The 25,234-nt window shown below is 72.2% G+C and carries 22 protein-coding genes and 1 riboswitch; of the genes, 13 read left to right on the top strand and 9 right to left on the bottom strand.

Going from position 1 to position 25,234, the window contains the following annotated elements; genetic code table 11:
• Nucleotides 1–94 precede the first annotated feature (94 nt).
• From ACFYW1_RS21735 to ACFYW1_RS21725, 3 genes are read right to left on the bottom strand one after another with little or no spacing between them, the layout of a single operon-like run.
• Entirely contained in the window at nucleotides 95–883 is a 789-nt protein-coding gene (locus tag ACFYW1_RS21735) for an ABC transporter ATP-binding protein (RefSeq protein ID WP_388995419.1), read from the bottom strand.
• A complete protein-coding gene (locus ACFYW1_RS21730) occupies nucleotides 880–1,935 on the bottom strand; it encodes a FecCD family ABC transporter permease (protein WP_388995416.1) in 1,056 nt (351 codons plus the stop codon). The genes ACFYW1_RS21735 and ACFYW1_RS21730 overlap by 4 nt, the downstream gene beginning before the upstream one ends.
• The gene (locus ACFYW1_RS21725; RefSeq protein ID WP_388995413.1) at nucleotides 1,932–2,918 is read right to left on the bottom strand and encodes an ABC transporter substrate-binding protein; all 987 of its coding nucleotides are present in this window, start codon (nucleotides 2,916–2,918) and stop codon (nucleotides 1,932–1,934) included. Before ACFYW1_RS21725 ends, ACFYW1_RS21730 begins: the two co-directional genes overlap by 4 nt.
• A gap of 38 nt (nucleotides 2,919–2,956) precedes the next feature.
• Nucleotides 2,957–3,108, bottom strand: a riboswitch (cobalamin riboswitch).
• Between the two features lie 200 nt (nucleotides 3,109–3,308).
• Between ACFYW1_RS21725 and ACFYW1_RS21720 the strand changes: the two genes are divergently transcribed.
• From ACFYW1_RS21720 to ACFYW1_RS21695, 6 genes are all read left to right on the top strand, one after another.
• Nucleotides 3,309–3,587 (top strand): hypothetical protein, encoded by a 279-nt coding sequence (locus ACFYW1_RS21720; protein WP_388995410.1) that lies wholly within the window; start codon nucleotides 3,309–3,311, stop codon nucleotides 3,585–3,587.
• Between the two features lie 304 nt (nucleotides 3,588–3,891).
• Nucleotides 3,892–4,395 carry a hypothetical protein gene (locus ACFYW1_RS21715; protein ID WP_356931887.1) on the top strand — a complete coding sequence of 168 codons (504 nt, stop codon included), beginning with the start codon at nucleotides 3,892–3,894 and terminating at the stop codon, nucleotides 4,393–4,395.
• The gene (locus ACFYW1_RS21710) at nucleotides 4,365–5,783 is read left to right on the top strand and encodes a hypothetical protein (protein ID WP_388995406.1); all 1,419 of its coding nucleotides are present in this window, start codon (nucleotides 4,365–4,367) and stop codon (nucleotides 5,781–5,783) included. The genes ACFYW1_RS21715 and ACFYW1_RS21710 overlap by 31 nt, the downstream gene beginning before the upstream one ends.
• The gene (locus ACFYW1_RS21705; RefSeq protein WP_388995403.1) at nucleotides 5,780–7,234 is read left to right on the top strand and encodes a VWA domain-containing protein; all 1,455 of its coding nucleotides are present in this window, start codon (nucleotides 5,780–5,782) and stop codon (nucleotides 7,232–7,234) included. The genes ACFYW1_RS21710 and ACFYW1_RS21705 overlap by 4 nt, the downstream gene beginning before the upstream one ends.
• Nucleotides 7,235–7,248: 14 nt before the next feature.
• Nucleotides 7,249–8,361: an AAA family ATPase gene (locus ACFYW1_RS21700; RefSeq protein WP_388995399.1), complete on the top strand. Its 1,113-nt coding sequence runs from the start codon at nucleotides 7,249–7,251 to the stop codon at nucleotides 8,359–8,361.
• On the top strand, nucleotides 8,358–11,153 hold the full coding sequence (locus ACFYW1_RS21695; protein ID WP_388995396.1) for a hypothetical protein: 2,796 nt from the start codon (nucleotides 8,358–8,360) through the stop codon (nucleotides 11,151–11,153). The genes ACFYW1_RS21700 and ACFYW1_RS21695 overlap by 4 nt, the downstream gene beginning before the upstream one ends.
• Before the next feature lie 135 nt (nucleotides 11,154–11,288).
• Here ACFYW1_RS21695 and ACFYW1_RS21690 read toward each other — a convergent pair whose 3' ends face one another.
• A complete protein-coding gene (locus ACFYW1_RS21690; protein ID WP_388995393.1) occupies nucleotides 11,289–11,831 on the bottom strand; it encodes a hypothetical protein in 543 nt (180 codons plus the stop codon).
• Between the two features lie 83 nt (nucleotides 11,832–11,914).
• On the opposite strand from ACFYW1_RS21690, the gene ACFYW1_RS21685 reads away from it, so the two are divergent.
• The 4 genes from ACFYW1_RS21685 to ACFYW1_RS21670 all read left to right on the top strand — a co-directional run bounded on the left by ACFYW1_RS21685 (nucleotide 11,915) and on the right by ACFYW1_RS21670 (nucleotide 17,576).
• A complete protein-coding gene (locus tag ACFYW1_RS21685; protein WP_388995390.1) occupies nucleotides 11,915–12,664 on the top strand; it encodes a class I SAM-dependent methyltransferase in 750 nt (249 codons plus the stop codon).
• 402 nt (nucleotides 12,665–13,066) lie between these two features.
• On the top strand, nucleotides 13,067–14,230 hold the full coding sequence (locus tag ACFYW1_RS21680) for an abortive phage infection protein (protein ID WP_388995387.1): 1,164 nt from the start codon (nucleotides 13,067–13,069) through the stop codon (nucleotides 14,228–14,230).
• A 98-nt stretch (nucleotides 14,231–14,328) separates the two neighbouring features.
• Nucleotides 14,329–16,149, top strand: coding sequence for a hypothetical protein (locus ACFYW1_RS21675; RefSeq protein ID WP_388995384.1), 1,821 nt, complete (start codon nucleotides 14,329–14,331; stop codon nucleotides 16,147–16,149).
• Between the two features lie 251 nt (nucleotides 16,150–16,400).
• Nucleotides 16,401–17,576, top strand: a complete 1,176-nt coding sequence (locus ACFYW1_RS21670) for a macrolide family glycosyltransferase (RefSeq protein WP_388995381.1) — start codon at nucleotides 16,401–16,403, stop codon at nucleotides 17,574–17,576.
• A 39-nt stretch (nucleotides 17,577–17,615) separates the two neighbouring features.
• Here the strand turns inward: ACFYW1_RS21670 and ACFYW1_RS21665 are convergent, their stop codons facing one another.
• Complete coding sequence (locus ACFYW1_RS21665; protein WP_388995377.1) at nucleotides 17,616–18,539, bottom strand: LysR family transcriptional regulator; 924 nt, start codon at nucleotides 18,537–18,539, stop codon at nucleotides 17,616–17,618.
• Between the two features lie 71 nt (nucleotides 18,540–18,610).
• Between ACFYW1_RS21665 and ACFYW1_RS21660 the strand changes: the two genes are divergently transcribed.
• On the top strand, nucleotides 18,611–19,261 hold the full coding sequence (locus ACFYW1_RS21660) for a maleylpyruvate isomerase family mycothiol-dependent enzyme (RefSeq protein ID WP_388995374.1): 651 nt from the start codon (nucleotides 18,611–18,613) through the stop codon (nucleotides 19,259–19,261).
• Between the two features lie 29 nt (nucleotides 19,262–19,290).
• Here ACFYW1_RS21660 and ACFYW1_RS21655 read toward each other — a convergent pair whose 3' ends face one another.
• Nucleotides 19,291–20,136 carry an alpha/beta fold hydrolase gene (locus tag ACFYW1_RS21655; protein WP_388995371.1) on the bottom strand — a complete coding sequence of 282 codons (846 nt, stop codon included), beginning with the start codon at nucleotides 20,134–20,136 and terminating at the stop codon, nucleotides 19,291–19,293.
• A 75-nt stretch (nucleotides 20,137–20,211) separates the two neighbouring features.
• Here ACFYW1_RS21655 and ACFYW1_RS21650 point away from each other — a divergent pair, with 75 nt between their 5' ends.
• Complete coding sequence (locus tag ACFYW1_RS21650) at nucleotides 20,212–20,850, top strand: sigma-70 family RNA polymerase sigma factor (RefSeq protein WP_388995369.1); 639 nt, start codon at nucleotides 20,212–20,214, stop codon at nucleotides 20,848–20,850.
• A 106-nt stretch (nucleotides 20,851–20,956) separates the two neighbouring features.
• On the opposite strand, the gene ACFYW1_RS21645 is transcribed toward ACFYW1_RS21650, so the two are convergent.
• Nucleotides 20,957–22,567, bottom strand: coding sequence for an oleate hydratase (locus ACFYW1_RS21645; protein WP_388995366.1), 1,611 nt, complete (start codon nucleotides 22,565–22,567; stop codon nucleotides 20,957–20,959).
• Nucleotides 22,568–22,893: 326 nt separating this feature from the next.
• Here ACFYW1_RS21645 and ACFYW1_RS21640 point away from each other — a divergent pair, with 326 nt between their 5' ends.
• A complete protein-coding gene (locus tag ACFYW1_RS21640; protein ID WP_388995363.1) occupies nucleotides 22,894–23,373 on the top strand; it encodes a hypothetical protein in 480 nt (159 codons plus the stop codon).
• A gap of 170 nt (nucleotides 23,374–23,543) precedes the next feature.
• On the opposite strand, the gene ACFYW1_RS21635 is transcribed toward ACFYW1_RS21640, so the two are convergent.
• Together ACFYW1_RS21635 and ACFYW1_RS21630 are read right to left on the bottom strand one after the other, a co-directional pair.
• Nucleotides 23,544–24,254 (bottom strand): C39 family peptidase, encoded by a 711-nt coding sequence (locus ACFYW1_RS21635; RefSeq protein WP_388995360.1) that lies wholly within the window; start codon nucleotides 24,252–24,254, stop codon nucleotides 23,544–23,546.
• Between the two features lie 109 nt (nucleotides 24,255–24,363).
• The gene (locus ACFYW1_RS21630; protein WP_388995358.1) at nucleotides 24,364–25,056 is read right to left on the bottom strand and encodes a peptidoglycan-binding domain-containing protein; all 693 of its coding nucleotides are present in this window, start codon (nucleotides 25,054–25,056) and stop codon (nucleotides 24,364–24,366) included.
• Nucleotides 25,057–25,234 lie beyond the last annotated feature (178 nt).

Raw genomic sequence — 25,234 nt, 5'->3', positions numbered from 1 at the left:
GAAAGCCGTGCGGCAGGAGCCGTTCACGTCCTGTGCCCCGACGGCCGGAACCGGGCTCCGCAGGGCCCGTGCCCGGTGGGGAAGGCGCCGTCGCTCATGAGGGCGGGAGGTAGACGACGTTGGGGGAGCCGGTGACCGGATGGACGCCGATCCGGGTCCGTATCCCGTAGACCTCGGCGAGCAGCTCCTCCGTCAGCACCTCGTGCGGGGTGCCGGACGCCACCAGCCGTCCGGCGCCGAGGACGAACAGCCGGTCGCAGTACGAGGCGGCCAGGTTGAGGTCGTGCAGCACCAGCAGGTTGGTGGTGCCCAGCGTCCGCACCAGGCCGAGGATCTCCAACTGGTAGCGGATGTCCAGATGGTTCGTGGGCTCGTCGAGCGCCAGCAGTCCCGGTTCCTGGACCAGGGCGCGGGCGATCAGGGCCCGCTGCCGTTCCCCGCCGGACAGTTCCTCGAACCGCCGGTCGGCCAGGGACGCCGCGCCGACGCGCCGCAGGGCCCGGTCGATGCGGCGGGCGTCGTCGGCGTCGTCCTGCTCCCAGAACCGTTTGTGCGGGCTCCGGCCCATCGCCACCACCTGGCGCACGGTCAGGCCGAAGGTGCCGGGACTGTCCTGCGGCACGACGGCGACGCGGCGGGCCCGTTCCTTCACGCCGAGGGCCGCGGCGTCCACTCCGTCCAGCAGGATCCGGCCCGTCGCGGGACGCAGGGCGCCGTACACACAGCGCAGGAAGGTGGTCTTGCCGCTGCCGTTCGGCCCGACCAGGCCGACCGTCTCCCCGGGGGCGGCGTCCAGTGTGATCGCGTCGAGCAGGGTGCGGCCGGCCACCCCGTAGCCGATTCCGTCGGCGACGAGCGCCGTCGGGGACGGTGCCGGGTTCATCCGGTGATCCCTTCGGTACGGCTGGAGCGGCGCAGCAGCCAGAGGAAGAACGGGCCGCCGACCAGGGCGGTGACCACCCCGGCGGGAATCTCCTCCGGGGCCGCGACGGTCCGCGCCAGCAGATCGGCCAGCAGCAGGAAGACGGCCCCGCCGAGCGCGGTCACCGGCAGCAGCCTGCGGTGGGACGCGCCCACGACCAGCCGGGCGGCGTGCGGAACCATCAGACCGACGAAGCCGATCGCCCCGCTGTAGGCGACCAGCACGCCGACGATCAGCGACACCAGCACGAAGGCCCAGCCCCGGAAGCGCCCGGGGTCCAGCCCGAGACTGCGGGCCCCCTCCTCGCCGGTCAGCAGCAGGTCCAGCGGGCGGGCCAGACAGATCAGGAGCACGGCCCCGGCGCCCAGGACCACGGCGGGCAGCACCAGTTGGTCCCAGCGGGCACCCCCCAGACCGCCCAGGGTCCAGAACAGGATCGCCCGCACGTGCTCGGCCCGGGAGGACAGCACCAGGATCAGACTGGTGAACGCGGACAGCACGTACTGGATCGCCACCCCGGACAGGACCAGCCGGCCCGTCGTCATGGTGCCGCCGCGCCGGGCCATCGCGTAGACCGCGACCAGCGCGGCCATGGACCCGGCGAACGCCGCGACGGGCAGCGCCACATCGGTGGCCACCCCGGCGCCGACCCCCAGCACGACGACCGAGGCGGCGCCCGCCGACGCCCCGGACGAGGCGCCCAGCAGGAACGGATCGGCCAACGGGTTGCGTACCAGCGCCTGGAGCACCGCGCCCGACAGGGCCAGCCCGGCGCCGACCACCGCCCCGAGCAGCACCCTGGGCAGCCGCACCTCCCACACGATCGTCGGATACGCACCGGTGCGTTCACCGCCCAGGAGCGCACCCAGCACCTCGCCCGGCGGAATCCGTACCGGACCGAGCGCCAGACCGGCCACCGCCGCCGCGAGCAGCAGCACCGTGAGCACGCCGATCACGACGGGGGCCGAGCGCAGGGCGGACTTCGGGCCGGGGCGGGCGGACCCCGCGCTCACGGGGTGCCGGGGTGGAGCTGCCCGGCCAGGTCCTGTACGGCGTCGGCGACCCGGACCCCGAGCACGGCCGAGGACAGCGGGAGCACCGCGAACCTCTCGTTCCTGATCGCCGGCACGTCCGCGAGTGCCGGATCGTTCAGCAGCCGCTTCTTCTTGGCCGCGACCGTGGTGCCTCCGTAGTCGTAGATCACGACCACCTCGGGCCTGCGCTTGATGACCTCTTCCCAGGACACGTCGCCGAAGGTGGCGTCGAGGTCCGCGAAGACGTTCCTGCCACCGGCGAGCTCGACGATCTCGTTGCCGATGCCCTTGCCGCCCGCCGTGAACGCGGAGCTGTCGCCGGAGTCGTACACGAACACCGAGCGGGGCGAGGAGCCCTTGAGGCCCGCCCCGACCGCCGCGACCTTCCGCTGTTCCCGGGCGATCAGCCTGCTGCCGCGCTCCGGTACGCCGAAGGTCCTGGCGACCTGGGTGATCTCGGTGGCCAGCTGATCGAGGCCGACCCCGCCCTCGGTGCAGTTCTCGATGTTCAGCCGGGTGTCGATGCCGTTCTTCCGGAGCTCCGCCCGGTCCTGGCCCCTGGCCCCGTCGAAGGCGCTGTCGTACCCGCCGTAGACGAAGTCGGGGTTGGCGCCGAGCAGCACCTCCTTGGAGGGGTACTCCTTCGCGAGCACCTTGGTCCGGTCGTACGCGGAGCGGTACTCCGGCAGGACGCTGTCGTCCAGGTAGGCCGTCCCGACCAGCCGGTCCCGGAGTCCGAGGGCCAGCATGATCTCGGTGACGTGCTGGTTCATGGTGACGACCCGTTCCGGCGGGGCGTCGAAGGTCGTTTTCACACCGCAGTTGGTGACCGTGTAGGGGAAGCCCTCGGCGGCCGGCGCGGCCCCCGCCCCGTCCTTGCCGCCGGTGTCGGAGCCGCAGCCGGTGAGCGGCAGCAGGAGCAGCGGTATGAGTACGAGCGGTACACGGCGGATCCGTGGCATGGCCGGCCCTTTCCGGGGGATGTCCTCGTCCCCTGGGTCGTCTGGGAAGGCGGCGCGGCCAGTATCTGGCTTCCGGGCCGTCGCAGCCCGGTCACAGTGGCGGGACCGTACCGGATTCACACCGGTTTCCTGACGCGCGTCGCCCTGATTCTCGGGGCCATTCTGGCAGACCGCGTATTCCGGCAGGTCATGGCCCCGGTACCGGCGGCCGATGGCCGGTGTTCACCACTTCCGGCCCCAACCGCTGCCGCTCCGCGCTCCCGCACGGTCGCCCCGCGCCGGAGCGCGGCAAGGAACGAACGTTCACGGAGTGAACTCCATGACGCGTACGGGTGATTGTTCTCGACGGTGGTGCGGCGTCACCCGGAAGTGGGGCTATCTCTGCTGGTTGTGATCGAGAACCTGCTGCGTGCCGCCACGGTGGCCGCTCTCACCGCCCTGTCCCTCACCCCGGCGGCCCCGGCACTCGCGGACGAGGGCCCCCTCGTGCCGCAGGTGAGCCCGTGCGCCGCCGTCGTGGTGCCCGTCGGCCAGATCTGCGTGCCGTCGCCCAAGCAGTGCATCAAGGCGCCGTGCCCCCAGTACGACCTGCTCCACATCCTCCCGTACTACCCGCTGACCCCGTACGAGGAGGTCATGGCCGCACAGGGCCCGAACCCAGCCCCCTGACACAACTCCGGTGCCCTGCCGCGCGGTCCGGCCACGTCCGTGACCGCACGGCGGGGCACCGGCACGGGCACCACCGCGCCGCTCACTCCACGGCACATCTCCCACGGCACGCACTCCGCACCGTCCACACCACAGGAAACCGCCCGCACCACCGACAACACCCGGTCCGTACACCGGATCCCCGCGCCCACATCCTGAGCAGTCCCGCCGTGTTCGGGGCGTTGTCAGTGGGCGCAGGTATGTTCGGTTCGTGTCCAGCCGGTGTGGCGAGGACGTCCCCTTTTTGTTGCATAGGAGTGGTGCGTTGTCGGATTGGGAGAGGTCGAGCACGGCACGGGTGACGGCACCCGCACGGCCGCGGAAGCTCGCCAAAGTACCGTTCGTCGAACTGGCCGACGGGCGCCTGCAAGGAGTGGTGTCCAGCGGCTCGGACATCGGACGGGTCTACGTCTCGTCGGTCGCGGTCGGCACCTACGCCTTCGCCTGCAGCACCAACAACAACCGGCCCTGCGGCGGCGCGCGGGGATCGTTCTGCAAACACATCCAGGCCCTCATCGGCGAGGCGGTGCTGCAGTACGGAGCCGAGCGCGTCGCCCGCTACCTGAAGGTCGACATCGCGGAGGGCGCGTCGAGCGCACCGGTCATCACCGCCCAGATGACCGGCACCCGCCCGCCGCAGGGGGACACCGCGGCCGCCGCGCCCGTCTTCAGCCGGTTCCTGCGCCACCTCGCCTACCTGGAACTCGCCCCGACCACCGCCCCGTTGCCGGAGATGCAGTGGTTCCCGCCGACCAGGGCGGTGGCGTGATGCGCACCGACCTGCTCCACGAACCCGTCGCCGGACTCGACGAGGCACTGTCGGCCGTCGACGCCTTCGACCGGGCGCTGGTGGCCGGACTGCTCCGCCCCCGGCCCGACCGGGCCGCGGACCTGGCCGAGTTCGCCGAGGCCCTCGCGGGCACGCCCCTGGCGGACCGGGTCGCCGAGGCCGCGGAGAAGGCGGCGGGCGGAGCCGCGGACGAGGACCACTTCGTCGCCCTCGCCGCCGCCCGCACCGCACTGCTCGGCTCCGTCCACGACGCGCTGACGGCTCGCATACGGGAAGCGGTCGGCCGCCCCGACGGCGAGTCGGCCACCGCCGAACCCGGCGAGCAGCAAGCGGCGAACCTCCTGGCCGCCGCCCGCTCCTGGCTGTCCGACCTGGCCCGCTCCGGCTGGCAGGGCATCGACCACGACGTGGTCTCCGGAGCGGCGCAGGTCGTCTCCGCGATGCTCCCGGACCCGGCGCTGCGCCGACTGGCGACGCTCCTCGACGGCTTCGCCGCCGAACTCGCCGCGTCCTGTCCCGGCGCCTCGATGGAACGCGTACCGGCACGCCGCTGGGCCGACCTCTGGTCACGCGCGATGCTGCTGACCCTGCCCGGCGCCGCCCACGTCCCCCCGACCGGCACGGCCACCGGCCGTCTCCTGCCCCTCGGTATCGACGTGCACGAACACGCGACCGCCGTACAGGCCCAGGTCCACGCGGTGTTCGAGCCCGCGGACGGCTCCGCGCCCCGCCTGGTGCGCGCCGGTGTGTCGGCGCCCAAGCCCGACACGGTCGTCGGCGCCGGCCTCTGGCAACTGCTGCGCCCGCACATGTCGCTCCTGGCCGCCGTCGGCGAGGGCCGCGCCATGGAACTCACCGACATGCCGATCACCTGCGAGAACGACCTGATCTGGGACGACGCCCACGCCCGCTCCGGTGAGCCCGCCGACGCGTTCGTCACCGCCCGGGTCGCCCTGCCCACCGCCGCCGACGCGGTGACCGCCCCCCTGGACCGGCACCCGGCACGCATCGCGGTCCCGGTGTTCCTGGAGGGCTACACCGTTCAGCAGGACGACGACGCACTGACGTTCACCGTCGCCGGACACCCGCTCGCCGTCGACGCCGACCGCGCTCCGGCCGCCGGACCGCTGACCCCCGAGGCCGTAGCGGCGTCCGGGGCGTGCATCGGACTGCTCCGCTGGGACGCCGGGGCCCATCGCCTCCAGCCCCTGGCCGTCGAGAGGACCGTACGGAAGAAGACGGTCGCGATCCACGCCGGGGAATGGGCCGGGGGCACCACCGACAAGGCCGGTGTCAAGGCGGAGAAGGCCGCCACCGACGCCGTCGCGGTGCTGCGGGAGCGCGCCGGAAAGCTGCTGCGGAAATGACGGACCGGACGACCGACCGGCCCGCCGGACAGACGACTTCACCGACCCCCGGGCCCGATCCCCACGACAACCGCCGCCAGGTCCTGTACTGGCGACTGCTCGCCCGCCTCTTCGACCCCGAGGAGCAGGCCGCCCTGGAATCCGCCAGCCTCGGCGTCGTCGAGGACATCGGCCTGCCGACCGCGCTGCTGGACCCGCAGGCGTCCGTCGACTCCATCGTGCAGCGCCACCCGGAACTGGCCGCCGAGTTCGACGGCCTGATGGCACCCGACCCCGACGAGGACGAGGACGAGGACACCGCACGCGACCGGGCCGCCGAGGTACGGCGCGCGGCACTGGTCTCGAAGGTCCTGCTCAACGTCTTCGCCTCCGGCTCCGGCACGGTCACCGCCGGACAACTGGCCCGCTGGCAGTCCGACGCCGGCTGGCTGGAACGCGCGCTCGGCTGCAAGCCCGGCGAGCTGCGCGGCGGCCGGGCCGGGGGAGCGGCGGCGGGCCGGGGCGTCAGCCCGACCGGCACCGGCGGCCGGGGCACGAGCCCCGACCTCAGCCGGCTGATTCCGGCGATCGGCCCCGAACTCGGCGCCATCGAGGCCGACCTCGTCAAGCGGATGCACCTGCGCGAAGTGCTGGCCGACCCCCAGCTCGCCGCGCAACTGACCCCGAGCATGTCGCTGATCGAGCAGCTGCTGCGGGACAAGGACAACCTCTCGGGCGTGGCCCTGGCCAACGCCAAGGCACTGATCCGCCGCTTCGTCGACGAGGTCGCCGAAGTGCTCCGCACCCAGGTGGAGAAGGCAACGGTCGGGGCCCTGGACCGCTCCGTGCCGCCCAAGCGGGTGTTCCGCAACCTCGACCTCGACCGCACGATCTGGAAGAACCTCACCAACTGGAGCCCGGAGGAGGAGCGGCTGTACGTCGACCGCCTCTACTACCGGCACACCGTCCGCAAGACGACACCCCAGCGGCTGATCGTCGTCGTGGACCAGTCGGGCTCCATGGTCGACTCGATGGTGAACTGCACCATCCTGGCCTCGATCTTCGCCGGACTGCCGAAGGTGGACGTCCACCTGATCGCGTACGACACCCAGGCACTCGACCTCACGCCCTGGGTGCACGACCCCTTCGAGACCCTGCTGCGCACCAACCTCGGGGGCGGCACCGACGGCACGGTCGCCATGGCACTGGCCCAGCCGAAGATCGCCGAGCCCCGCAACACCGTCGTGGTGTGGATCTCCGACTTCTACGAATGGCGTTCCGAGCCGCTGTTCGAGAGCATGGCCGCCATCCACCGCTCGGGAGCCAAGTTCATCCCGGTCGGATCGGTCACCAGCTCCGGCCGCGGCAGTGTCAACCCGTGGTTCCGCGAGCGCTTCAAGGACCTCGGCGCACCGGTGCTCTCCGGTCACATCCGCAAGCTCGTCCACGAGCTCAAGACGTTCCTCGCCTAGAAAGGCCCCGAAAAATGTCCGACCTGTTGCGCGCCCCCGCCGAGATCAAGTACGCCGAGGAACTGGAGTGGCTGGAGTCCATCGACGACAACCCCAAGCCCTTCTCCTGGCGCCTGTCCCCGAAGATGGTCCGCCTGTTCATCCTCGGTTCCGAGCGTTCCGACGGCCTGGACCGGGAGATCTCGCAGAAGTGGTACGGCGACCGCAGTTTCGTCGAGCGCTCGATCGTCACCCTGGCCTCCGACCGCGGCCTGCTGCTCATCGGTGACCCCGGCACCGGCAAGAGCTGGCTGGCCGAGCTGCTGTCCGCCGCGATCTGCCGCAACTCCACCCTGGTGGTGCAGGGCACGGCCGGTACCACCGAGGACCACATCAAGTACTCCTGGAACGTGTCGATGGTCATCGCCAAGGGCCAGTCCCGCGAGTCGATGATCCCCTCACCGATCATGACGGCGATGGAGGCCGGCGCGATCGGCCGGTTCGAGGAGCTCACCCGCTCCACCAGCGACGTCCAGGACGCGCTGATCTCGATCCTGTCCGAGAAATACATCTCGGTTCCCGAACTGGACAGCGACGGCATCGTCTTCGCCAAGCCCGGCTTCTCCGTCATCGCCACCGCCAACAGCCGCGACCGGGGCGTCAACGACCTGTCCTCGGCCCTCAAGCGCCGCTTCAACTTCGTCCGCATCCCGGTGGTGACGAACAAGAAGAGCGAGGTCGAGATCGTCCGCTTCCGCACCGAGGAACTGCTGCGCCGCCACCAGATCGACCTGGACGTGCCGCCGACCCTGCTCGACGTGCTGCTGCAGAGCTTCGCCGACCTGCGGGCCTCCGCGGCCGCGGCCGGCAGCGACGACGAGAAGCTGGAGTCCGCGCTGTCCACGGCCGAACAGATCGGCGTGCTGGAGGACGCGGTCCTGCACAGCAACTTCTTCGGCGAGTCCACCCTGACCGCGCGCACCCTGGCGTCCTCGCTCGTCGGCTCCCTGGCCCGGCGCGAGCCCGAGGACCTGGCCATACTCAACAAGTACCTGCACGGCGTCGTCGAGCCGCGCAGCAAGGAGGAGGGCGGCTCCTGGCCGGAGTTCCTGGAGGGCGGCCGCGACGCGATCGCCACCCTGTCATGAGCGGCGCGCACGAGGGGACCTTCGAAGGACTGCGCGCGCAACTGCAGGAGGCCGCCGCGGAGTTCGCGGACGGACCCGACGCCCTGGAGGGCATCCTCCTCGGCATCGTCGACGACGTCGACCACGCGGTGCGCGAGCCGCTGGAGATCTTCCCCGTCTGCCACCACTCGCCCGCGTCGGCCACCGCGATGGCACGCCGGCTGCGCCAGAAGCAGCCCAAGGTCGTGTACCTGGAACTGTGCGAGGACATGGCGCCGCTGCTGACCGAGCTGCGCAACTGCAAGCTCCCGGTGGCGGTCCAGGCGTTCGCCTCCGAGGTCGACGGCTTCCCCGCCGACTGGTCCCCGCTGTCGGTGGTCGCCCCGATCACCGAGGCGTCGGCCGAGTACCAGGCGATCGCCTACGCGCTCGACACCCCCGGCGTCGAACTCGTCCTCGTCGACCGTTCCTCGGACCATGTCTTCCAGTGGGACGCGCGCGGGGAACACACCGACGGGGCCGCCGACCCGGACGCGCCGCCCGCCGAGGAGGAGGCCGCCCTGCACGGCGACGCGGTCGGCGTGGAGATCGGGGACCTGCGGCCCCGCTTCGCGGAGCTGGAGGAACACCTGCTGCGCCACGGCAAGGTGCGGCACTGGTCGGAGTGGTGGCACCAGTACGTCGAGCTGCCGCTCGGCGACAGCGACCACGACACCTACCGCCAGGTGATGCTCCTGATCGGAAGCCTCTTCCGGCGCCTGGCCCCCGGCGACCCCCACCGGGTACGGGTCGACGAGGACCGCGAACGCTACATGTGGACCAGGATGCGCGAGCACCTGGCCGCGACCGGCACCGACCCCGAGGACTGCCTCTACGTCTGCGGGGCGTTCCACGCGGCCAGCCGCGTCGCGGAGTTCGGCGTCCACGGCACCGACACCTTCGAGATCTCCCCGCGCAGCGCCACCAAGTGGCAGCACGGCCTGATCCCGTCCAGCCACGCGGCGATCGAGGCGCAGTTCGGCCTCGCCGCGGGCTCGGTGTCGATCGCCGCGACCGTCTGGGCGAAGAACCTCAAGCGGACCCGTGTGCAACCCTACCGCCTGGAGGGACAGACAGGGACGAAGAAGTCGAGAGCCAAGAAGACCGCGGCCGCGCCGGCCCCCGTACCGGCGCTCCCGCCCTCGGACAGGCTCACCGGCTTCCTGCGACAGCCGCCCGTCCTGGACCGGCTGGACGAGGCCGAACTGCTCGGCTGGTCGGTGGAGATCGTGCGCGCCGCGCGCCGCAACGGCTACCTGTCCTCCACGGCCGACGCCATCGCGGTGTTCGAGTCGTCGATCCTGCTGGCCGGGATGCGGGACCGGGCCAAGCCCACGCCGTACGACTTCCAGGACGCGGCCGTCACCTGCATCGAGAAGGACACCGTCCCGGGCCGGCGCGACGTGCGCCGGCTCGTGGAGATCATGATGGGCGGTGACCGCGTCGGACAGGTCGGCTACGACGCACTGCCGCCCCTGGCCCGCGACGTCCACGACCGGCTCGCGCCCCTGAACCTGAAACTCCAGCAGTCGGGGGTGCAGCGGGCCCTGCTGGACATAGCCGGCCGGCCGGAGCTGGAACGCTGCTCCGACGTGCTGTGGATGCTGCGCAGACTGATGCCGCAGCAGGCCGTCCGGCCGATCATGGGCGAGCGGAAACTGGGGGAGCGGTCGATCCAGGAGTCGTGGGATCTGTCCCTCGGCACCCACCAGCGGGCACTCATCGAGCTCGGCTACGAGGGCGTCAGCATCGAACAGGTCCTCGAACAGCGCCTGCGCCGCAGGGCGTACGACCGGCAGGCCACCGCGGCGACCGTCCTGGAGGCCGTCGAGGACGCGACGCTGTACCTGCGCAGCCGCCGTCTCGCGGACGAGCTGGGCACCCACGCGCTGGAGGTCCTGGCGGCCGAGCGCAGCGTCGACGGGGCACCGGAGGTGCTGCGCCGGGTGCGGCGGCTGCTGGCGTACTACCGCACCAGCGAGCCGGTGCTGCCGTCCTGGATCGAATCCTTCGTCAAGGCCGGTTACGCGCACTACTGTACCCTGCTGCCGACGGCGTTCACCGACGAGGACGCCACCGTCCGCCAGGTGGCGGCGATGCTGGGCTTCCTGTTCGGCATGGAGGGCCTGGCACTGTCGCTGGGCTGCGACCGGGCACAGCTGGAACTGGCGGTCGCCCAGTCCCACCCCGAGGAGTCGTCGAGGACGGCGCTGCTGTGGGCGGCCCAGGTCCACCTCGGGAACCTCTCCCGCGCGGACCTGCGGGCGAGGTGCGACGAGCTGCTGGGCAACCCGCTGACGGTTCCCTCCTACCCGCGTTACCTCAGCGGCTTCCTGCACGCGCTGGGCCCGGTGCCGAGCCTCACCGACTTCGTCGTGGAAGCGGTGTCGAACGCGTTCGCCCGGTTGCCGGACCCGGTGCTGCTGCCGTGGCTGCCCACCCTGATCACCACCCTGCGGTCGGGTTCCGAGCTGGCACCCCTGCTGATCCGCGAGGCCGGCCGGACCTTCCCCGGCAGGCTCGCGGCACTGGACGAGTGGGTACCGCCGTGGCTGGCACAGCCGGAACCGGTCGCACGGCCGGCCCGGTCCGCGGGGGGCGGACGGGGCTCCGCACTGCTGGCCGCACACCCCGCGACGTGCGACGCGGTGGCGGAGCTGCTGGGCTGCGAAGGGACGTGGCAGTCGACGGACCCCGGCCCCTCGGGCGCGGAACTGCTCGGACGCCACCCGGAAACGGCCCGGGCGCTGGAGGCGCTGCTGGCCGGTGCGTGAACCCGGCGGGTGAGGCGCCCCGCTACGGACCCGGCCGCCGACGGTGGCCGGGTCCGTAGCGGGCGCCACGAGGGGGCCCGGCCCCCTCACCCGTACCGCCACCGCCCGGCACCGGTCACGCACCGGGCAGGCTCATCAGGGCGTCGTGCGCGAGTTCACCACGTCCGGGTGGAGCGGGCCGATCCACGCGGCGAAACGGTCCCACAGCTCGGCCTCGGTCGCCTCGACGACGTCGTTGGGGTCCTCGACGGCCTCCAGCCCGAAGTGCTCGCGCAGCCACGCCCGGAACCGTTCGTTGTCGGGGCAGGGGTCGTGGTCCTCGTCCTCCTCCCGCTCGTCGGCGTACTCGACCTTCTCCCAGCTGCCCATGGGGGTCCAGCCGGAGGCCAGGACGCGGAAGAACTCCCGCAGGTCGCGGGCGACGAGGTTGATGCCGCCCTCGTCCCCCAGGAACACGACGGGCAGCGCGGCGAGATCGGGACGCTCGTCGAGCAGCCAGATCGCGTAGACCGAGCCGGAACCCGTGGCGAGCGCGAAGGTACGAAGACGGTCGGCGGTGCCGGGGTATCCGCCGTCGTCCTCGCCGAAGGTCTGCAGCTCGAAGCCGGGGGCGTACCAGCTGGACACGGCCTCCTCGAACTCCTTGAGAAGGTTCAGCTCGGGAATCGGTGAGTACATGCCGAGACACTACCGCCGGGGGAGGAACCCCGGAAACGCAATCCGCCGGCCGTCCGCGCGCTTCCCGGCATACGGTGGGCCGCATGGCCGACGAATGCTTCGGGAATCCGCGGCTCGCCGCGATCTACGACGTGCTCGACCCCGACCGCGGCGATCTCGACGCGTATGTGCGCATCGCGGAGGAGTCCGGGGCGCGGAGCGTGCTCGACATCGGGTGCGGGACCGGGGTGTTCGCACTCCTGCTGGCCGACCGGGGGATCGAGGTCGTGGGCGTCGATCCGGCCGGGGCCTCCCTCGACGTGGCCCGGGGCAAGCCCGGCAGCGAACGGGTGCGCTGGATCCACGGCGACGCGACGGCGCTGCCGCCCCTTTCGGCCGACCTCGCGACGATGACGGCGAACGTCGCCCAGGCCGTCGTCGGCCCCGAGGCGTGGCGGCTGACCCTGCGGGGGGCCCACGAGGCGCTGCGGCCCGGCGGCCTCCTCGTGTTCGAGACGCGGGACCCGGCCCGGCGCGCCTGGGAGGAGTGGAACCGCCGGGAATCGTATCGGGTCACGGACGTCCCGGGGATCGGCGAGGTCGAGACCTGGGTCCAACTCATCGATGTCAGCGGTCCGTTGGTGACGTTCCGCTGGACTTACGCGTTCGCGGCGGACGGGCGGGTGCTGACGTCGGACTCGACGTTGCGCTTCCGCGAACGGCAGGAGATCGAGGCCGACCTGACCGCGCAGGGATACGTGGTGGAGGACGTGCGCGACGCCCCCGACCGGCCGGGCCGCGAGTTCGTCTTCCTCGCCCGGCGCCCCGACCCGGACCGGGAGCCCGCCCCGTAGCCGGTACGGCTCGCCACGGCTGCCCGGGGGCGGGACCCGTCGGCTGCCGCAGCGGTGCGGGTGTCCGCCTCCGCCGCACCCGGGCGAGCGCCGCGTACGACGAACAAGCCGCGCGTGCCGTTTGCCGGCAACCGGACGGAATGCGCCGCTCCGTCACATGCTCGCCCGCGCACCGCACCCCGTGCCTTCGCCGGGGAAACGGCGCGGTGCCACGGACGCACGGCCCTGGAACCGCCCTCCTGGCCCGTCGAGCCCCTGCCCCGGGCAGCCTTTCGTCGCCATGAGGCCCCATGGGTTCATCCCTTGGTCGGCCGTCCGCAGACTTTCGGCCGATCCGTGCCACCGGCCCCGCCGAACAGACTGACAGCGACACACGGACCGCCCACCGAGAGGGAGCAAACAGTGCATCGCGACGAACACGGCCGAGGCATCAGCCGCAACCGGTTCCTGGCCGGGGCGGGGGCGATCGGGGCCGCGGCGGCGACCGGGGGCCTCCTGGCCGGCGCACCCGCGAGGGCGGCCGCACCGGGCAGCCGGAGCGGGAAGCGCGAGGGCGGCCGCGGCCTGCGGCACCGGGGGGTGTGCTACACGGTCGGCGCGGGCGAGACACCGGCCACCGCGTGGAGCACCACCCGCATGCGCGCGGACGTCCGCGCCATCGCCGAGGACCTGCACGCCACATCGATCGAGGTCACGGGCGACGACGTCGAACGGCTCAACGCCACCGCGTCGGAGGCCGCGGAACGGGGACTGCACGTCTGGCTCCAGCCGACCCTGGGCGACCGGCCCGCCCACGAGATCCTCGACCACCTCGCCGAGACGGGCCGTCACCTGGAACGGCTGCGCCGGCAGGGGGCCCGCGCGGACCTGAGCGTGGGATGCGAGTTCTGGCTGTTCGTACCGGGCATCGTCCCCGGCGACAACGCGCAGGAACGCATTCGCAACCTCATGGCCGGCACCTACGACCCCGAACTGATGATGCGCCGCCTGGACGCCTTCACCCGACGGGCGGCGGCGGTCGGACGCTCGGTCTTCGGCGGCAGCCTGTCGTACGCCGCCGCGCAGGACGACGAGGTCGACTGGAACCTGTTCGACATCGTGGGCATCGACTACTACTCGTCCTACCCGAACCGCGCGGACCACATCCGTGAGCTGCGGAAGTACCTGCGCTGGGGAAAGCCGCTGGCCATCACGGAGTTCGGCACGTGCGCGTACGTGGGGGCGCCCGACGCGGGCGGGATGGGGTGGGACGTGGTCGACTACACCCAGAAACCGCCCCGGATCAAGGAGGACCTGGTACGCAGTGAACGGACCCAGGCCGCCTATCTCACCGAACTCCTCGGCGTCTTCGAGTCGTTGGACCTCTACGCGGCGATGGCCTTCGAGTTCGTCACCGCCGACGCCCCGTACTCCACCGACCCCCACCTCGACCTGGACATGGTCGGCTACGCGATCGTCAAACCCGTCAAGGACCGGTTCGACGACCCGGAGTCCGACTGGCACTGGGAACCCAAGCAGGCATTTCACGCACTGGCCCAGTGCTACGGCCGGGCCCGGCGCCGCTGATCGCCGCCGGAGCCGGACGGAAGAAGCCCGGACCGGCCCCGCGCGGGGGGCGGGGCCGGTCCGCGGGTGTGTCAGTGGGGCCGGACATGATGGTGACCATGCACAGCACCGATTCGAACACCGCTCCGTGGGTCGCCCGGAAGTGGAAGAGCGTCAGAATCATCTCAGCCCTCCAGGGCCTCGTCGGCGGCAGCGGATCCTGGTACGACGACGAGTTGGTGAGCATCGAGCGCGTGGGCCGCTACATCGCGGGGACCTGGTCGCCGGAGGAAGGTGAGAGCGGACCGGCACTGGCCGGGGACGCCAGCTGGATCCACCTCATCGGGCAGGTGGGAGTGGTCGCGCTGCGGGCCGCCTCGCCCGTCACCCTGCCGGAGCGGCGCGAGGTGCTGCTGAATTTCCTGGAGATGTGGGCGCAGACCCCCTTCGTCGATCCCGACTACCGCTTCCGCCTGGGGCGGTTGGAGGGGGAGGGCTCGTTCACCGTTCGCGACGAACACGGTTCCGCGTTCGCCCGGTGGTTGCCGGCCCGGAAGGACCGCCCCTACCTGGAGGCCCTTCCGCCCGGGTGCGTCCGGCCGCCCCACCATGAGCTGCGGTACGCCGAGGACTGCCCCCGCGGCTGGGGCAGCCGGGACCAACTGTGCCGCCTGGTCTCCCTGATCCGCGAGCGCGGGCCGATGCCCTGGGACCCGGCCGCGGTCGTCGAACTGAGCGATGCCGCCGGGACGAGCCGGCCGGCGGCCGCACTCGTCCTCGCGGGCAACCCCGGTGCCGGCAGCTACTACGTTCCCTATCTCGACGCCGACGAGCGCACGACCCTCGGTTTCAAGGCGGCTGAACTCGAAGCCGGACGCGCGGAGTTGGGTGTTCTGCGGGACATGGGCCGGATGGCTCTGCTCGCGGACGTGCTCCCCGAGGACCCCGCCGACCTGTGGGAGCCCGGCGGCCTCGGCCGGGTCGCGGCACGCACCGCCGAGGCATGGAACACCCAGCACGGCAAACGGCCCCGGCCGCCGGAGCGGACCTGGCAGGCCGCTCTGGCGCTGGACACCCGGATACCGGCGACCGATCTGTGCCACCTCTTCCTGGACCCGGAGCGGGCACCCCTGCCGCCCGGCTTCTACCTCCGGGCATGGCCCTGCCCGGAGCGGTACCGCAGACTGCGCACGATCTGGGACGTCATGGGCTTCCCCGACGCCGACAGCCTCGTCGACGCGGTCTTCACCGGCCTGCCCTGGGCGTACGCCGACCTTCCGGCCGGGGACCCGGTGCGGGACGGGGCGCCGGAGGTCGTCCGCGTGCTGCGCAAGGTGCTGGCCGGCGGCGACTCCCCGGCCGGGGTGCTGAGGACCGGTGTGCTGGAGACCAGGGTGCTGGAGGGCCGGACCGTTTCGTGGCGGTGGGACTGGCTGACGGACGGCACCTGCGACCGGATGATGGCCCGGATCACCGCCGCCGACCTGCCGCCCGGCCGCTACGAGTCCGATCCGCGCGCCTGCGTACCGGAACTGGTCGATGAGGTGGCGCAGACCCTGGGCCTGCCCGAGGACCCGGCCGCGCTGTACCTCCAGCTGCTGACGCTCGCCGTCCCGTCCGACCGCAATGTGCGCCGCTGGAACGGATGGACCCCGGCCCGCCACAAGCAGGCCGCGGCCCAACTGGTGGAGCACGGCCTGGTGGTGGAGGACAAGCGACCGCGCGCCGGCCGCGGTGTCTTCCTGCCCGGCCCGTGGGCGCACGCCGCGAAGCCGCTGCCGCCGATGGAGTGCGGAAAGGCGCGGATGCTGGGGGCGCGGCTGACCGGCGGCAGCGAGGACGGAAAGGTCGTGCACCTGCCCGGGCTGCCGGGCACCCTGCCGGAGCTGTTCACCGAGGCGTGGCGGTCGTCGCGCGACGGAGAGGACCCCGGCGACTGACCCCTCCGCCACCTTCCCGCTCCGGCGCCGCGGGTACCTCGGCGCCGGAAAATCAGGAACGCGCCGCACGGCGCGAAGGTATGGTCTCGCCATGAACCTCTACCAGATCTACGGCTGACGCGGACGGGGCAGCGCCCCGTTCCCGTCCGGCACATCCCCGTGCGCCCCACGGCCAGGACTTCTTCCTGCGACCGCGGCGCACCGATGCGCCGTTCCCTTTTCGCCGCAGACCTGAAACGAGTGATTCCCCCATGTCCCGTCGCCGCGCCCATGTCGCGATGATCGGTATCCCCGCCGTCAGCCACGTCCTGCCCAGCATCCACGTCATCCGGGAACTGGTGGCCCGCGGCCACCGGGTGACCTACGCCAACGACCCCGTCATGGCCGAACGGATCGAGGCCACCGGCGCCGAGTTCGTCCCCTGCGCCTCCACCCTCCCGGTCGCCGACAACAACTGGCCGGACGACCCCGTCGCCGCGATGGAGCTCTTCCTCGACAACGCCGTCCAGTCCCTCGGCCCACTGCGCGCCGCTTACGACCACGACCCCGCGGACCTCTACCTGTACGACATCGGCGCCTACGCCGCCCGCGCCCTCGCCGAGATCCAGGGCCGCCCCCTGATGCAGCTCTCCCCGACGTTCGTGGCCTGGCAGGGTTACGAGCAGGAGATCGGCACGGAGCAGTGGCAACTGCCCGGCGCCGACGCGTACCGGGCGAAGTTCGCACGCTGGCTCGCCGGCTGCGGGGCGTCCACCACCGACGTGGACACCTTCTCCGGCCGCCCCTCGCGGGCCCTGGCCCTGATCCCCCGCGCGATGCAGCCGTACGCCGACCGGGTCGACACGAACACGGTGACCTTCGTCGGACTGTGCCCCGGCCCCCGCGAGGACGAGAGGACCTGGACCCGCCCCGCCGGGGCCGAGAAGGTCCTGCTGATCTCCCTGGGATCGGCGTACACCCGCCGGCCGGAGTTCTACCGCCGGTGCCTGGCGGCCTACGGCGACCTGCCCGGCTGGCACGTGGTGCTCCAGATCGGGAAGTACACCGACCCGGAGGAACTCGGCGACATCCCGGCCAACGTCGAGGTCCACTCCTGGGTGCCCCAGCCGGCGATCCTGGAGCGGGCCGACGCCTTCGTCACCCACGCGGGCATGGGCAGCAGCGGGGAAGGGCTGATGGCCGGTGTGCCGATGATCGCCGTCCCGCAGGGCGCCGAACAGTTCTTCAACGCCGACCGGCTCGTGGAACTCGGTGTGGCCCGTCGCATCGACACCGAGGAGGCCACCCCCGAGGCGCTGCGCACCGCGCTGAACGAGCTGGTCACCGACCCGGAGGTGCGGCGCCGTTCGGCCGGGCTCCGGTCCGCAGCGCGCGCCGAGGGCGGCACCGCACGGGCCGCAGACCTCATCGAGGAGGCGCTGGGCTGACCCGTTCCGCCGCGGGGTGGTGAACCGGAGCCCGGCCCTTCACCACCCCTGCGGGCGGTCCGGCAGGTCCGGAAGTGCCTCGCGCAGCCGGGCGAGGAGCGCCCGGGCGGCAGGCCCCGCCGGTCCGGGCGACCGCCAGGCGAGGACGACCCGGCCGCGCAGCTCGGGCCGGACGATCCGCAGCGTGCGCAACGGCCCGTCGGCCGGCTCCTCACCGGCGGGCAGCACGGCGACCCCGAGCCCCCGGGCGGCTAGCTGCGCGAGCATGGCCGGGGCCGCCGCCTCGAAGGAGATCCGGGGCCGGAACCCGGCCCGGGAACAGGCGTGTTCGAAGACCGCGCGCACCCCGGTGCCGCGCGGCAGGCAGATCAGCGGCCGGTCCCGGAGATCGGCCAGCGGAACCTCTGAGCGGTCGCCTCGGGCGAGGAGCGGGTCGCCGTGAGCGACGGCGGCGACCAGCACCTCGTCGATCACGGTCTGGAAGGAGAGGCCGGCCGAGGGGCCCTCCTCGGTCCGCCCGAGGAGGGCGATGTCCAGCTCCCCGGCCAGGAGCGAGCTCTGCATCTGCTCCGAGGTGGCCTCGCTGAGCGCTATCTCCACCCCGGGGTGGGCGTCGTGGAAGTCGGCGAACAACGAGGCCACGTCGAAGGAGTGGCCGATGGCGCCGGAGACGAGCCCGATCGCGACCCGGCCGCGCAGCAGCCCGCCGAACTCGTCCGCCGTCTGCCGCACCCCTTCCGTGGCGGCCAGGGCGGCCCGCGCGTACGGCAGTACGGCCCTTCCCACCTCGGTCGGCGTCACCGACCGGCCGGAGCGGTCCAGCAGCGACTGCCCCAACTCCCTTTCCAGACTGCGGATCTGGGCGCTCAGCCCGGGCTGGGCGAGATGCAGCCGGGCGGCGGCACGGGTGAAACCGCCCTCCTCCACGACGGCGACGAAGTACCGGAGCTGCCGAAGTTCCATAATCAATGATTCTAGATCGAAGCATAACCAGGTATTGGACTTATGAATGAGCCCTCAGCACCCTTGAACACATGGGGAAGACGACCGAACACACGGGGAACGGGACCGACATCAGGGCCATGATCGCGGCGGAACGCCGGGAACTGGCGGACCTGTTCGACGATCTGCGGGCCGACCGGTGGGACGAGCCGAGCCTCTGCGCGGGGTGGCGGGTGCGCGAGGTCGCGGCCCACATGTCGATGGGATTCCGGTACTCGCTGCCCGCGACCGTCGCCGAACTCGTGAAGGCGCGCGGCGGGCTCCACCGGATGACCGACCGGCTCGCCCGCCGCGACGCGGGTGTCCACTCCACCGCCGAACTCGCCGATTTCCTGCGGGACAACGCGCACCACCCGTGGAAGCCGCCGGTCGGCGGACTCACGGCGGCGCTCGGCCACGACGTGGTGCACGGACTGGACGTCACCGTCGCCCTCGGCCTCGACCGGCGGGTCCCCGAGGACCGGCTGCGCGTCCTGCTCGACGCGACCCGCCCCCGGGGCCTCAAGTTCTTCGGGGCGGACATCGACGGGGTGCGGCTGTGCGCCGACGACCTGGACTGGTCCTTCGGGACCGGTACGCCCGTGTACGGCGCGGCCCAGGACCTCCTGCTGGTCACGTTCGGCCGCAAGCTCCCGGCCGGCCGGCTGCGGGGCGGGCCGAGCGGCCGCTTCACCGGGGTCTGACGCCGGCGCCCCCGGGCCGGGCATGCGGCTCAGCCCAGGAAATCCGTGACGGTCGCCACGAACCGGTCGGCGTCGTCGAGCCAGGGGAAGTGGCCCGCCCCCGGCTGCACCACGAACGAGGCGGCGGGGAACAGTTCCGCGTACTCGGCCGTCGACCGGGGCGGGCTGTTCAGGTCGAACTCGCCGGTGAGCAGCAGGACCGGCGCGCCGAAGGAGGCGAGAGCCGCGCGGGTCGCCTCCGGGTCGAACGCGCCGTCGGCCCCGAAGCGGGCGACGGCCTCCTCGTTGTCCGGCCGCCCGTCCGCGTGATGGCGCCGCGCCGCGGCGTCCCAACGGCCGTAGAGGAATGGGGCGATGGCCTCTCCATCGCCACCCGCGCCCGTTCCCGTTCCCGTTCCTGCGAGGAGTGCCTCCAGGGCCGCGAAGGCCGGGGGGAACCACGGCTCGTCCTTCCGCAGCAGCGCCGCCTCGCGTCGCGTCTGCCCGGTCACCGTCAGGCCGACGGCCCGGACACTGGGGCCGATCAGGACGAGCCCGCCGACCCGGTCCGGGTACTCGGCGGCGTACCGCACCGCGATGTTCGTACCGGCGGAGTGGCCGAGCAGATCGATCCGGGCGAGACCGAGATGGTCGCGCAGGGCCTCGATGTCGTCGACCAGGCGGTCGCAGCGGTAGGAGGAGACATCGGCGGGAATCGCGGACCGGCCCGTTCCGCGCAGGTCGGGGACGATCGTCCGGCGATGCGCGGCCAGACCGCCGAGATCGCCGAGGTAGCGGGAGTCGGCGGGGCCTCCCGGAACGCAGACGAGCGCGGGGCCGTCGCCGTGCACGTGGTAGGCGAGCCGGGTTCCGTCAGGTGCGGAGAAAGTGGGCATGGCGCGAAGCCTGCCATTCATAACCCAGTTGTACAACCAGGTTATGGGGAGTCCGTCAGGGTGTATAACCGAGCTGTGGCAGGCGAAGAGGACACCCCCCGACCCCTCGGGGAACTGACCGAAGAACAGGCCGGGCGCATGCTCGCCGACATGAACGAGGTCATCCGCGCGGGGGAGGAGATGCGGAAGCTGCGGGCCGAGATGATCAAACTGTTCGTCGGCCTGGGCTGGACCCAGGACAGGATCGCCCGGCTCGCCGGCATGAGTCAGCCCGCGGTGTCCAAACAGGTGGCGAAGGGCGGGGCGGACGAACCGCCGCCCATGACGGAGCTCTCCCTCGACCAGGGCGACGCGCCCTGGCTCGAAGGGCGGCTGTGGGGCCTGGCCGAGGAGATCTCCGAGGCATTTCCCGACACCGCCCGCTGCACGCGCTGCGTGAACGCCCTGGCCCGGGGGCGGAAACGCTTCACCCCCCGGAACGTCGACGAGCTGCGGCGCCTGGTCGAGGAGGACCTCGGGGCGCACCGGGAACAGCTGCCCGCCGGTTACCGGGAGGCGTACGACCGGATCAGCCGGGGCCTCGACGTGCCCGCCGAGGTCACCGCCACCGCGTCGGCCTCCGTGCGCCGCACCCTCGCCCACCGGCTCCAGCGCGACCGGCTCGGGACGGCCGCCCGGCCGCCCGCCCCCGCCCGCGCACCGCACGAGGACTGACCGTGCCCGGCCGTCGCGGACCCCGCCGGCCCAGGGACCTGGCCGCTCCGGAGCCCGGCCCGGACCCGCGCTCGGGCGGACGCGGGTCCGGGCGGCGGGGCCCGGGTCAGGAGAAGGCGGTGCGGAGGGCGGACCAGGCGATCCGGGGGTCGGCGAGACCGTGGTAGACCGCCGGGATCGCCTTCTCCACGCCGAAGTGGTGGTAGACCGCCTTCATGGCCGACCGCACCGAGTACTCGACCGTGAAGACCACGTCCTCCGGGATTTCCACGAACTGCCCGAGGAAGGCGAAGTTCTGCGCCCCGTCCGGCACGACCAGCGGCCGGTCGGCCACCACACGCCGCTGGAACTGGGCGTCGATGTAGGGCATCTGGACCGTGGTGACCTTGGTGGTGGCCCGGACCTCGTCCGCGATGTCGTCGAACCCCAGGTGCCCGAGCAGCTCGTCCAGGATCTCGGCGCCCGTGCAGTCGTCCATCTTCTTCGGCACGTGGTCGCCCGGGACGTCGCCGAACAGCGCGTAGCCCCACAGCGTGTGGATGTCCTTCGGCTGGTCCCGGAAGTGCGGTTGCGCCGGCACCACGATCGACAGCAGCCAGCGGGAGTCCTTCCAGGTCATCAGCGCGCCCTCGCCGGGCACGTTGCCGGTGTACGCCTGGATCCGGTCGAGCAGGACGCGCCCGTTCATGGTCAGCGTGAACGACTCCCACTTGGTCTCGTCGATGTTGCCGCAGAACGCCGTGGGGCGGCCGAAGTCCGGGGCCTTTCTGGCGATGGACTCCCACAGCCGCCAGGAACCGTCCCGCTTGTCCCGGATCAGCTCGGGGACCGTGGTGCGGTCGCCGTACGTGGTGTCCGCGGTCATCGAGCCGAGGGTCAGGAAGGCGAAGTCGTCGGGGCCCAGCTCGATGGTGCCGGTACCGGCACCGGAGTCCGGATCGGAGGCCGGCCGTGCCACGTGCAGCCGTGACACCCGGCGGGCATCCGGTCCGGAGAAGTCGACGCCCTCGACGGTCACCCCGAACTCGGTCCGCACCCCCTGGGCGGTCAGCCACTCCTGGATCGGCCGGATCACCGAGTCGTACTGGTTGTACTTGCTCCGGCGCACCCCGGACAGCGTGTGGATGCGGTCGAATTCCTGCACGAAGGCGAGGAAGTACCGCTTCAGCTCGATCGCCGAGTGCCAGGTCTGGAAGGCGAAGGTGGTCCGCCACATGCACCAGAAGTTGGTGGTGAAGAAGTGCGGCTGGAAGAAGTCGTCGATGCGCCGGGCACCGATGACCCGTTCGGGCAGGGCCAGCAGCCGGGTCATGTCCGCCCGGTCGCGGGCGTCCAGGCCCAGTTGCGAGGCGTCGGCGATCGAGCGGTCGCCGTTGATGATCCGCGCCCTGGCGTGGGTGGGGTGCTCGATGTTGAACGCCAGGAACTCCTGCCTGACCGAGACCGCCGGATCGTCCAGGGTCGGGATCGACTCCAGCAGGTTCCAGAGGCAGACGTAGTGCTCCTCCTCGAACATCCGCCCGCCGCGGGTCACGTAGCCGCCCTCCGGGGTGGGGGCGGGGGCGCCGTCCATCGAACCGCCCGCGATGTGCAGCTGTTCGAGGATGTGCACGTTCTCCCCGGGCAGTCCCGCGTCGCGCACCAGGAAAGCGGCGGCGGCGAGCGAGGCGATGCCTCCGCCCACCAGGTAGACCTTGGAGTTCGGCGATGCCGGCATGGGGTCCTCCGGTTCGTCGGGCCGGGCTGGCGGGCGACCGGAGGCCCGACGGACCACCACACCGGTCGCCCCGGTCCTTCCGAGCCTCTCCCGGCCCCGCCCGCCCCGCGAACGGAAGCCCGTCGGCACCGGGCCCCGCCGCCCCGTTCCACCCGATCGGCCCAGTTCCGTGCGAGGGCGCACGGTGGCTGCCGCCTCCCCGGAGACCCGTCGCCCGGCTGCGTGCGGGCCCGGGGCGGGAGGCTCCCGCCCCCTGCTCCCCCGGCTCCGGAGCGGCGGCAACGGGACGGCAGGCCCTGTCGGACCCCTTCTGTAGGGTGCGTCGCGTGAGTGACATCTACGAGCTGGTGCTCGCGGTCGACCTGCGCGACGAGCTCTCCGAGCAGGAAGTCGCCGAGCTGCGCTGGCATGTGGGAGCCGGGCCGCAGCCCGAGCAGCTGTCCATCGTGACCGACTTCCCCTTCATGACCGAGGACGAATCGGGGGAGTGGGTGGTCGAGGACGATCCGTCCCCGCTGCTGGCCGTGGACGGCGGTGCCTGGCGGATCGGCGGCGCGCTCTGCTCGGCACTCGTCGTCCGCGACGAGCCGCCCCGGAAGGGCTGGGCGCTGACCTCCCGGCAGGAGGTCCATCCGGACGAATTCGAGAAGCTGGGCGAGCTGCTCGGCTGGCTCGCCGCCCGCGCGCACGACAGCCACCGCCTCCCGGACGACACGACGGTCCGGCTGGGGTACCTGAGGTTCTACGAGGACTTGATGCCGGACGTGCTCGAAGTGAAGGACGGCCTGGTCGTCTGGCCGACGTAGCCCATGTGCTGCGGAGCGGGTGAGCGGGAGCGGGGCGACGGACCGCCGGCGGTACGGCGGCGGCCTCACGGTGCCGGCGTACCGCCCCGCACACGGGCGACAGGCGGCCGGTCCGCGCTGTCGCCCGCTCTGTGTGCCTTGTACGCCTCGTGCGCCGAGGCGCCCGTGGGTCAGGCGGAGTAGCCCTTCGGGGGTATCAGCGTGGCGAGTTGGTCGAAGGAGAGCCAGTAGATCTGGTTGCCGCCGAAGGAGGCCGGGTCGGCGATGAGGACGGTGCGGTTCGCGTCGTCGTACCCGATGACCGTGAAGTAGTGGTAGATCGTCTGGTCCGACGGGTAGCCGGGCGGCTGGTTGCCCGGCGGGGCGACGATGTTCGCCACCAGAGGGTAGTTGTTGTCGATGTCCAGGACGATGTCCCTCCACAACAGGTCCCGCTGGGCCTGGGTGGGCGGATCGTTCGGCATCTCCTTGGTCTCGTACCAGCCGGTGCCGAGGTTCGCGTTGAGGACCCCGGTGACCTGGCTGATGTGGTCGGTGCCGGCCTCGGTCGTGCCGAGCTGCCGGGCCAGGTCCGCCTGGCCGGGCGGGGCGATGCGTGCCGACAGTGCGATGCGGGTCGCGGCGGGGCCGCACCAGTAACCCGTCTGCTGCACCTGGTAGTCGATCTGCAGGGTGTGCGCGCTCGCCGTGTTCACACCGCCGACCCGCAGCCGGGTGCCCGGCTCGTTGTGTCCGCTGACGACGGCGGTTCCGGCCTTCGAGCCGTGGGCGAGCACCGACACCGGGCCGGGGCGGGCGGCTTCGGCCCGGGCCGAAGCCGGGGCGACGAGTGCGCCGAGGGCGGCCACGACGACCGCCGCGGAAAGGAATCTCTTGCGCATACGGGCTCCTGGGTGAAGTGGGGGAGAGATGGAGAAGAAGGCACGACCGTCGGTGCGGGTGCGTGTGGCCCGGAACGTGGGCGCGGGGCGGATGCGGGTCGGTGCGGGATCAGGGGATCGGGGGCACGGTGGGGCTCTCCCGGGCGAGCAGGTCGCGGGCGAACGGCTCCCACTGCGCGTAGCGGTCGGGGTACGCCGAGACCTGTACGGCCTGGCAGACCTCGCCCGGCGGCATCGTCTGCCAGTTGTCGATCTGGATCAGCCCGGGATTGCTGCCGAAGGGGGCCACGCCGTAGAAGGACTTCGACGACGTGGCGACGTCGGTGATCTGCTCGGGGGTGCCCCAGCCGGTGCTGGGACGCTGCTGGAAGATGCCCAGCGAGTCGTGGTCCACCGGGACCAGATAGTTGACGAACTTCGACTCCTGCATGGCCGTCATCAGTGCGATGACCTGGCCCTGTTCGGGAATGCCCGCCCCCTTGCCGACACCGATGACGGTGCGTGCGTTGGCGAGTTCCTCGGGGCCGAGGTCGGCCGCGGTACGGAACGTGCGGAGCAACTCGGCATTGGAGGCGTGCCGCAGGACGTCGGCGGTCGCGCCGTCGACCCGGCCGGTCGCGGGCAGCCCGTGCCGTTCCTGGAACCACGCCACACCGTGGCCCGGGCCCGTCCTTCCGGCGTCGGCGGCCGGGGTGCGGAACGAGGACGCCCGGGCCACGCCGGGGGCGGCGAACAGGGTGCCGGCGACGGCGAGCGACGCGGCCGCGGCCGCGGTGCGGGCGAGGGCAGTGCGTAATGCCACTGCTTCATCTCCTTCGTACGGGACGTCACCCCGCCCGTCCGCCTCGTGCACGGGGCTGTCGCTTCCGTGGCCCTGCTGTCGTGCGCGTCGCGCGGCATGCCCGTTCCGGCCCGGGCCCCGAGAAGCGCTCGGGGCGCGTCGTGGGACAACCGGGCCGAGTACGGACGGTGGTGACAGG

It is taken from the genome of Streptomyces sp. NPDC002669, from assembly GCF_042889165.1.
GTDB lineage: Bacteria > Actinomycetota > Actinomycetes > Streptomycetales > Streptomycetaceae > Streptomyces.
Note: the sequence above shows the minus strand (reverse complement) of the source record. Positions and strands in the feature narration are given on the sequence as shown.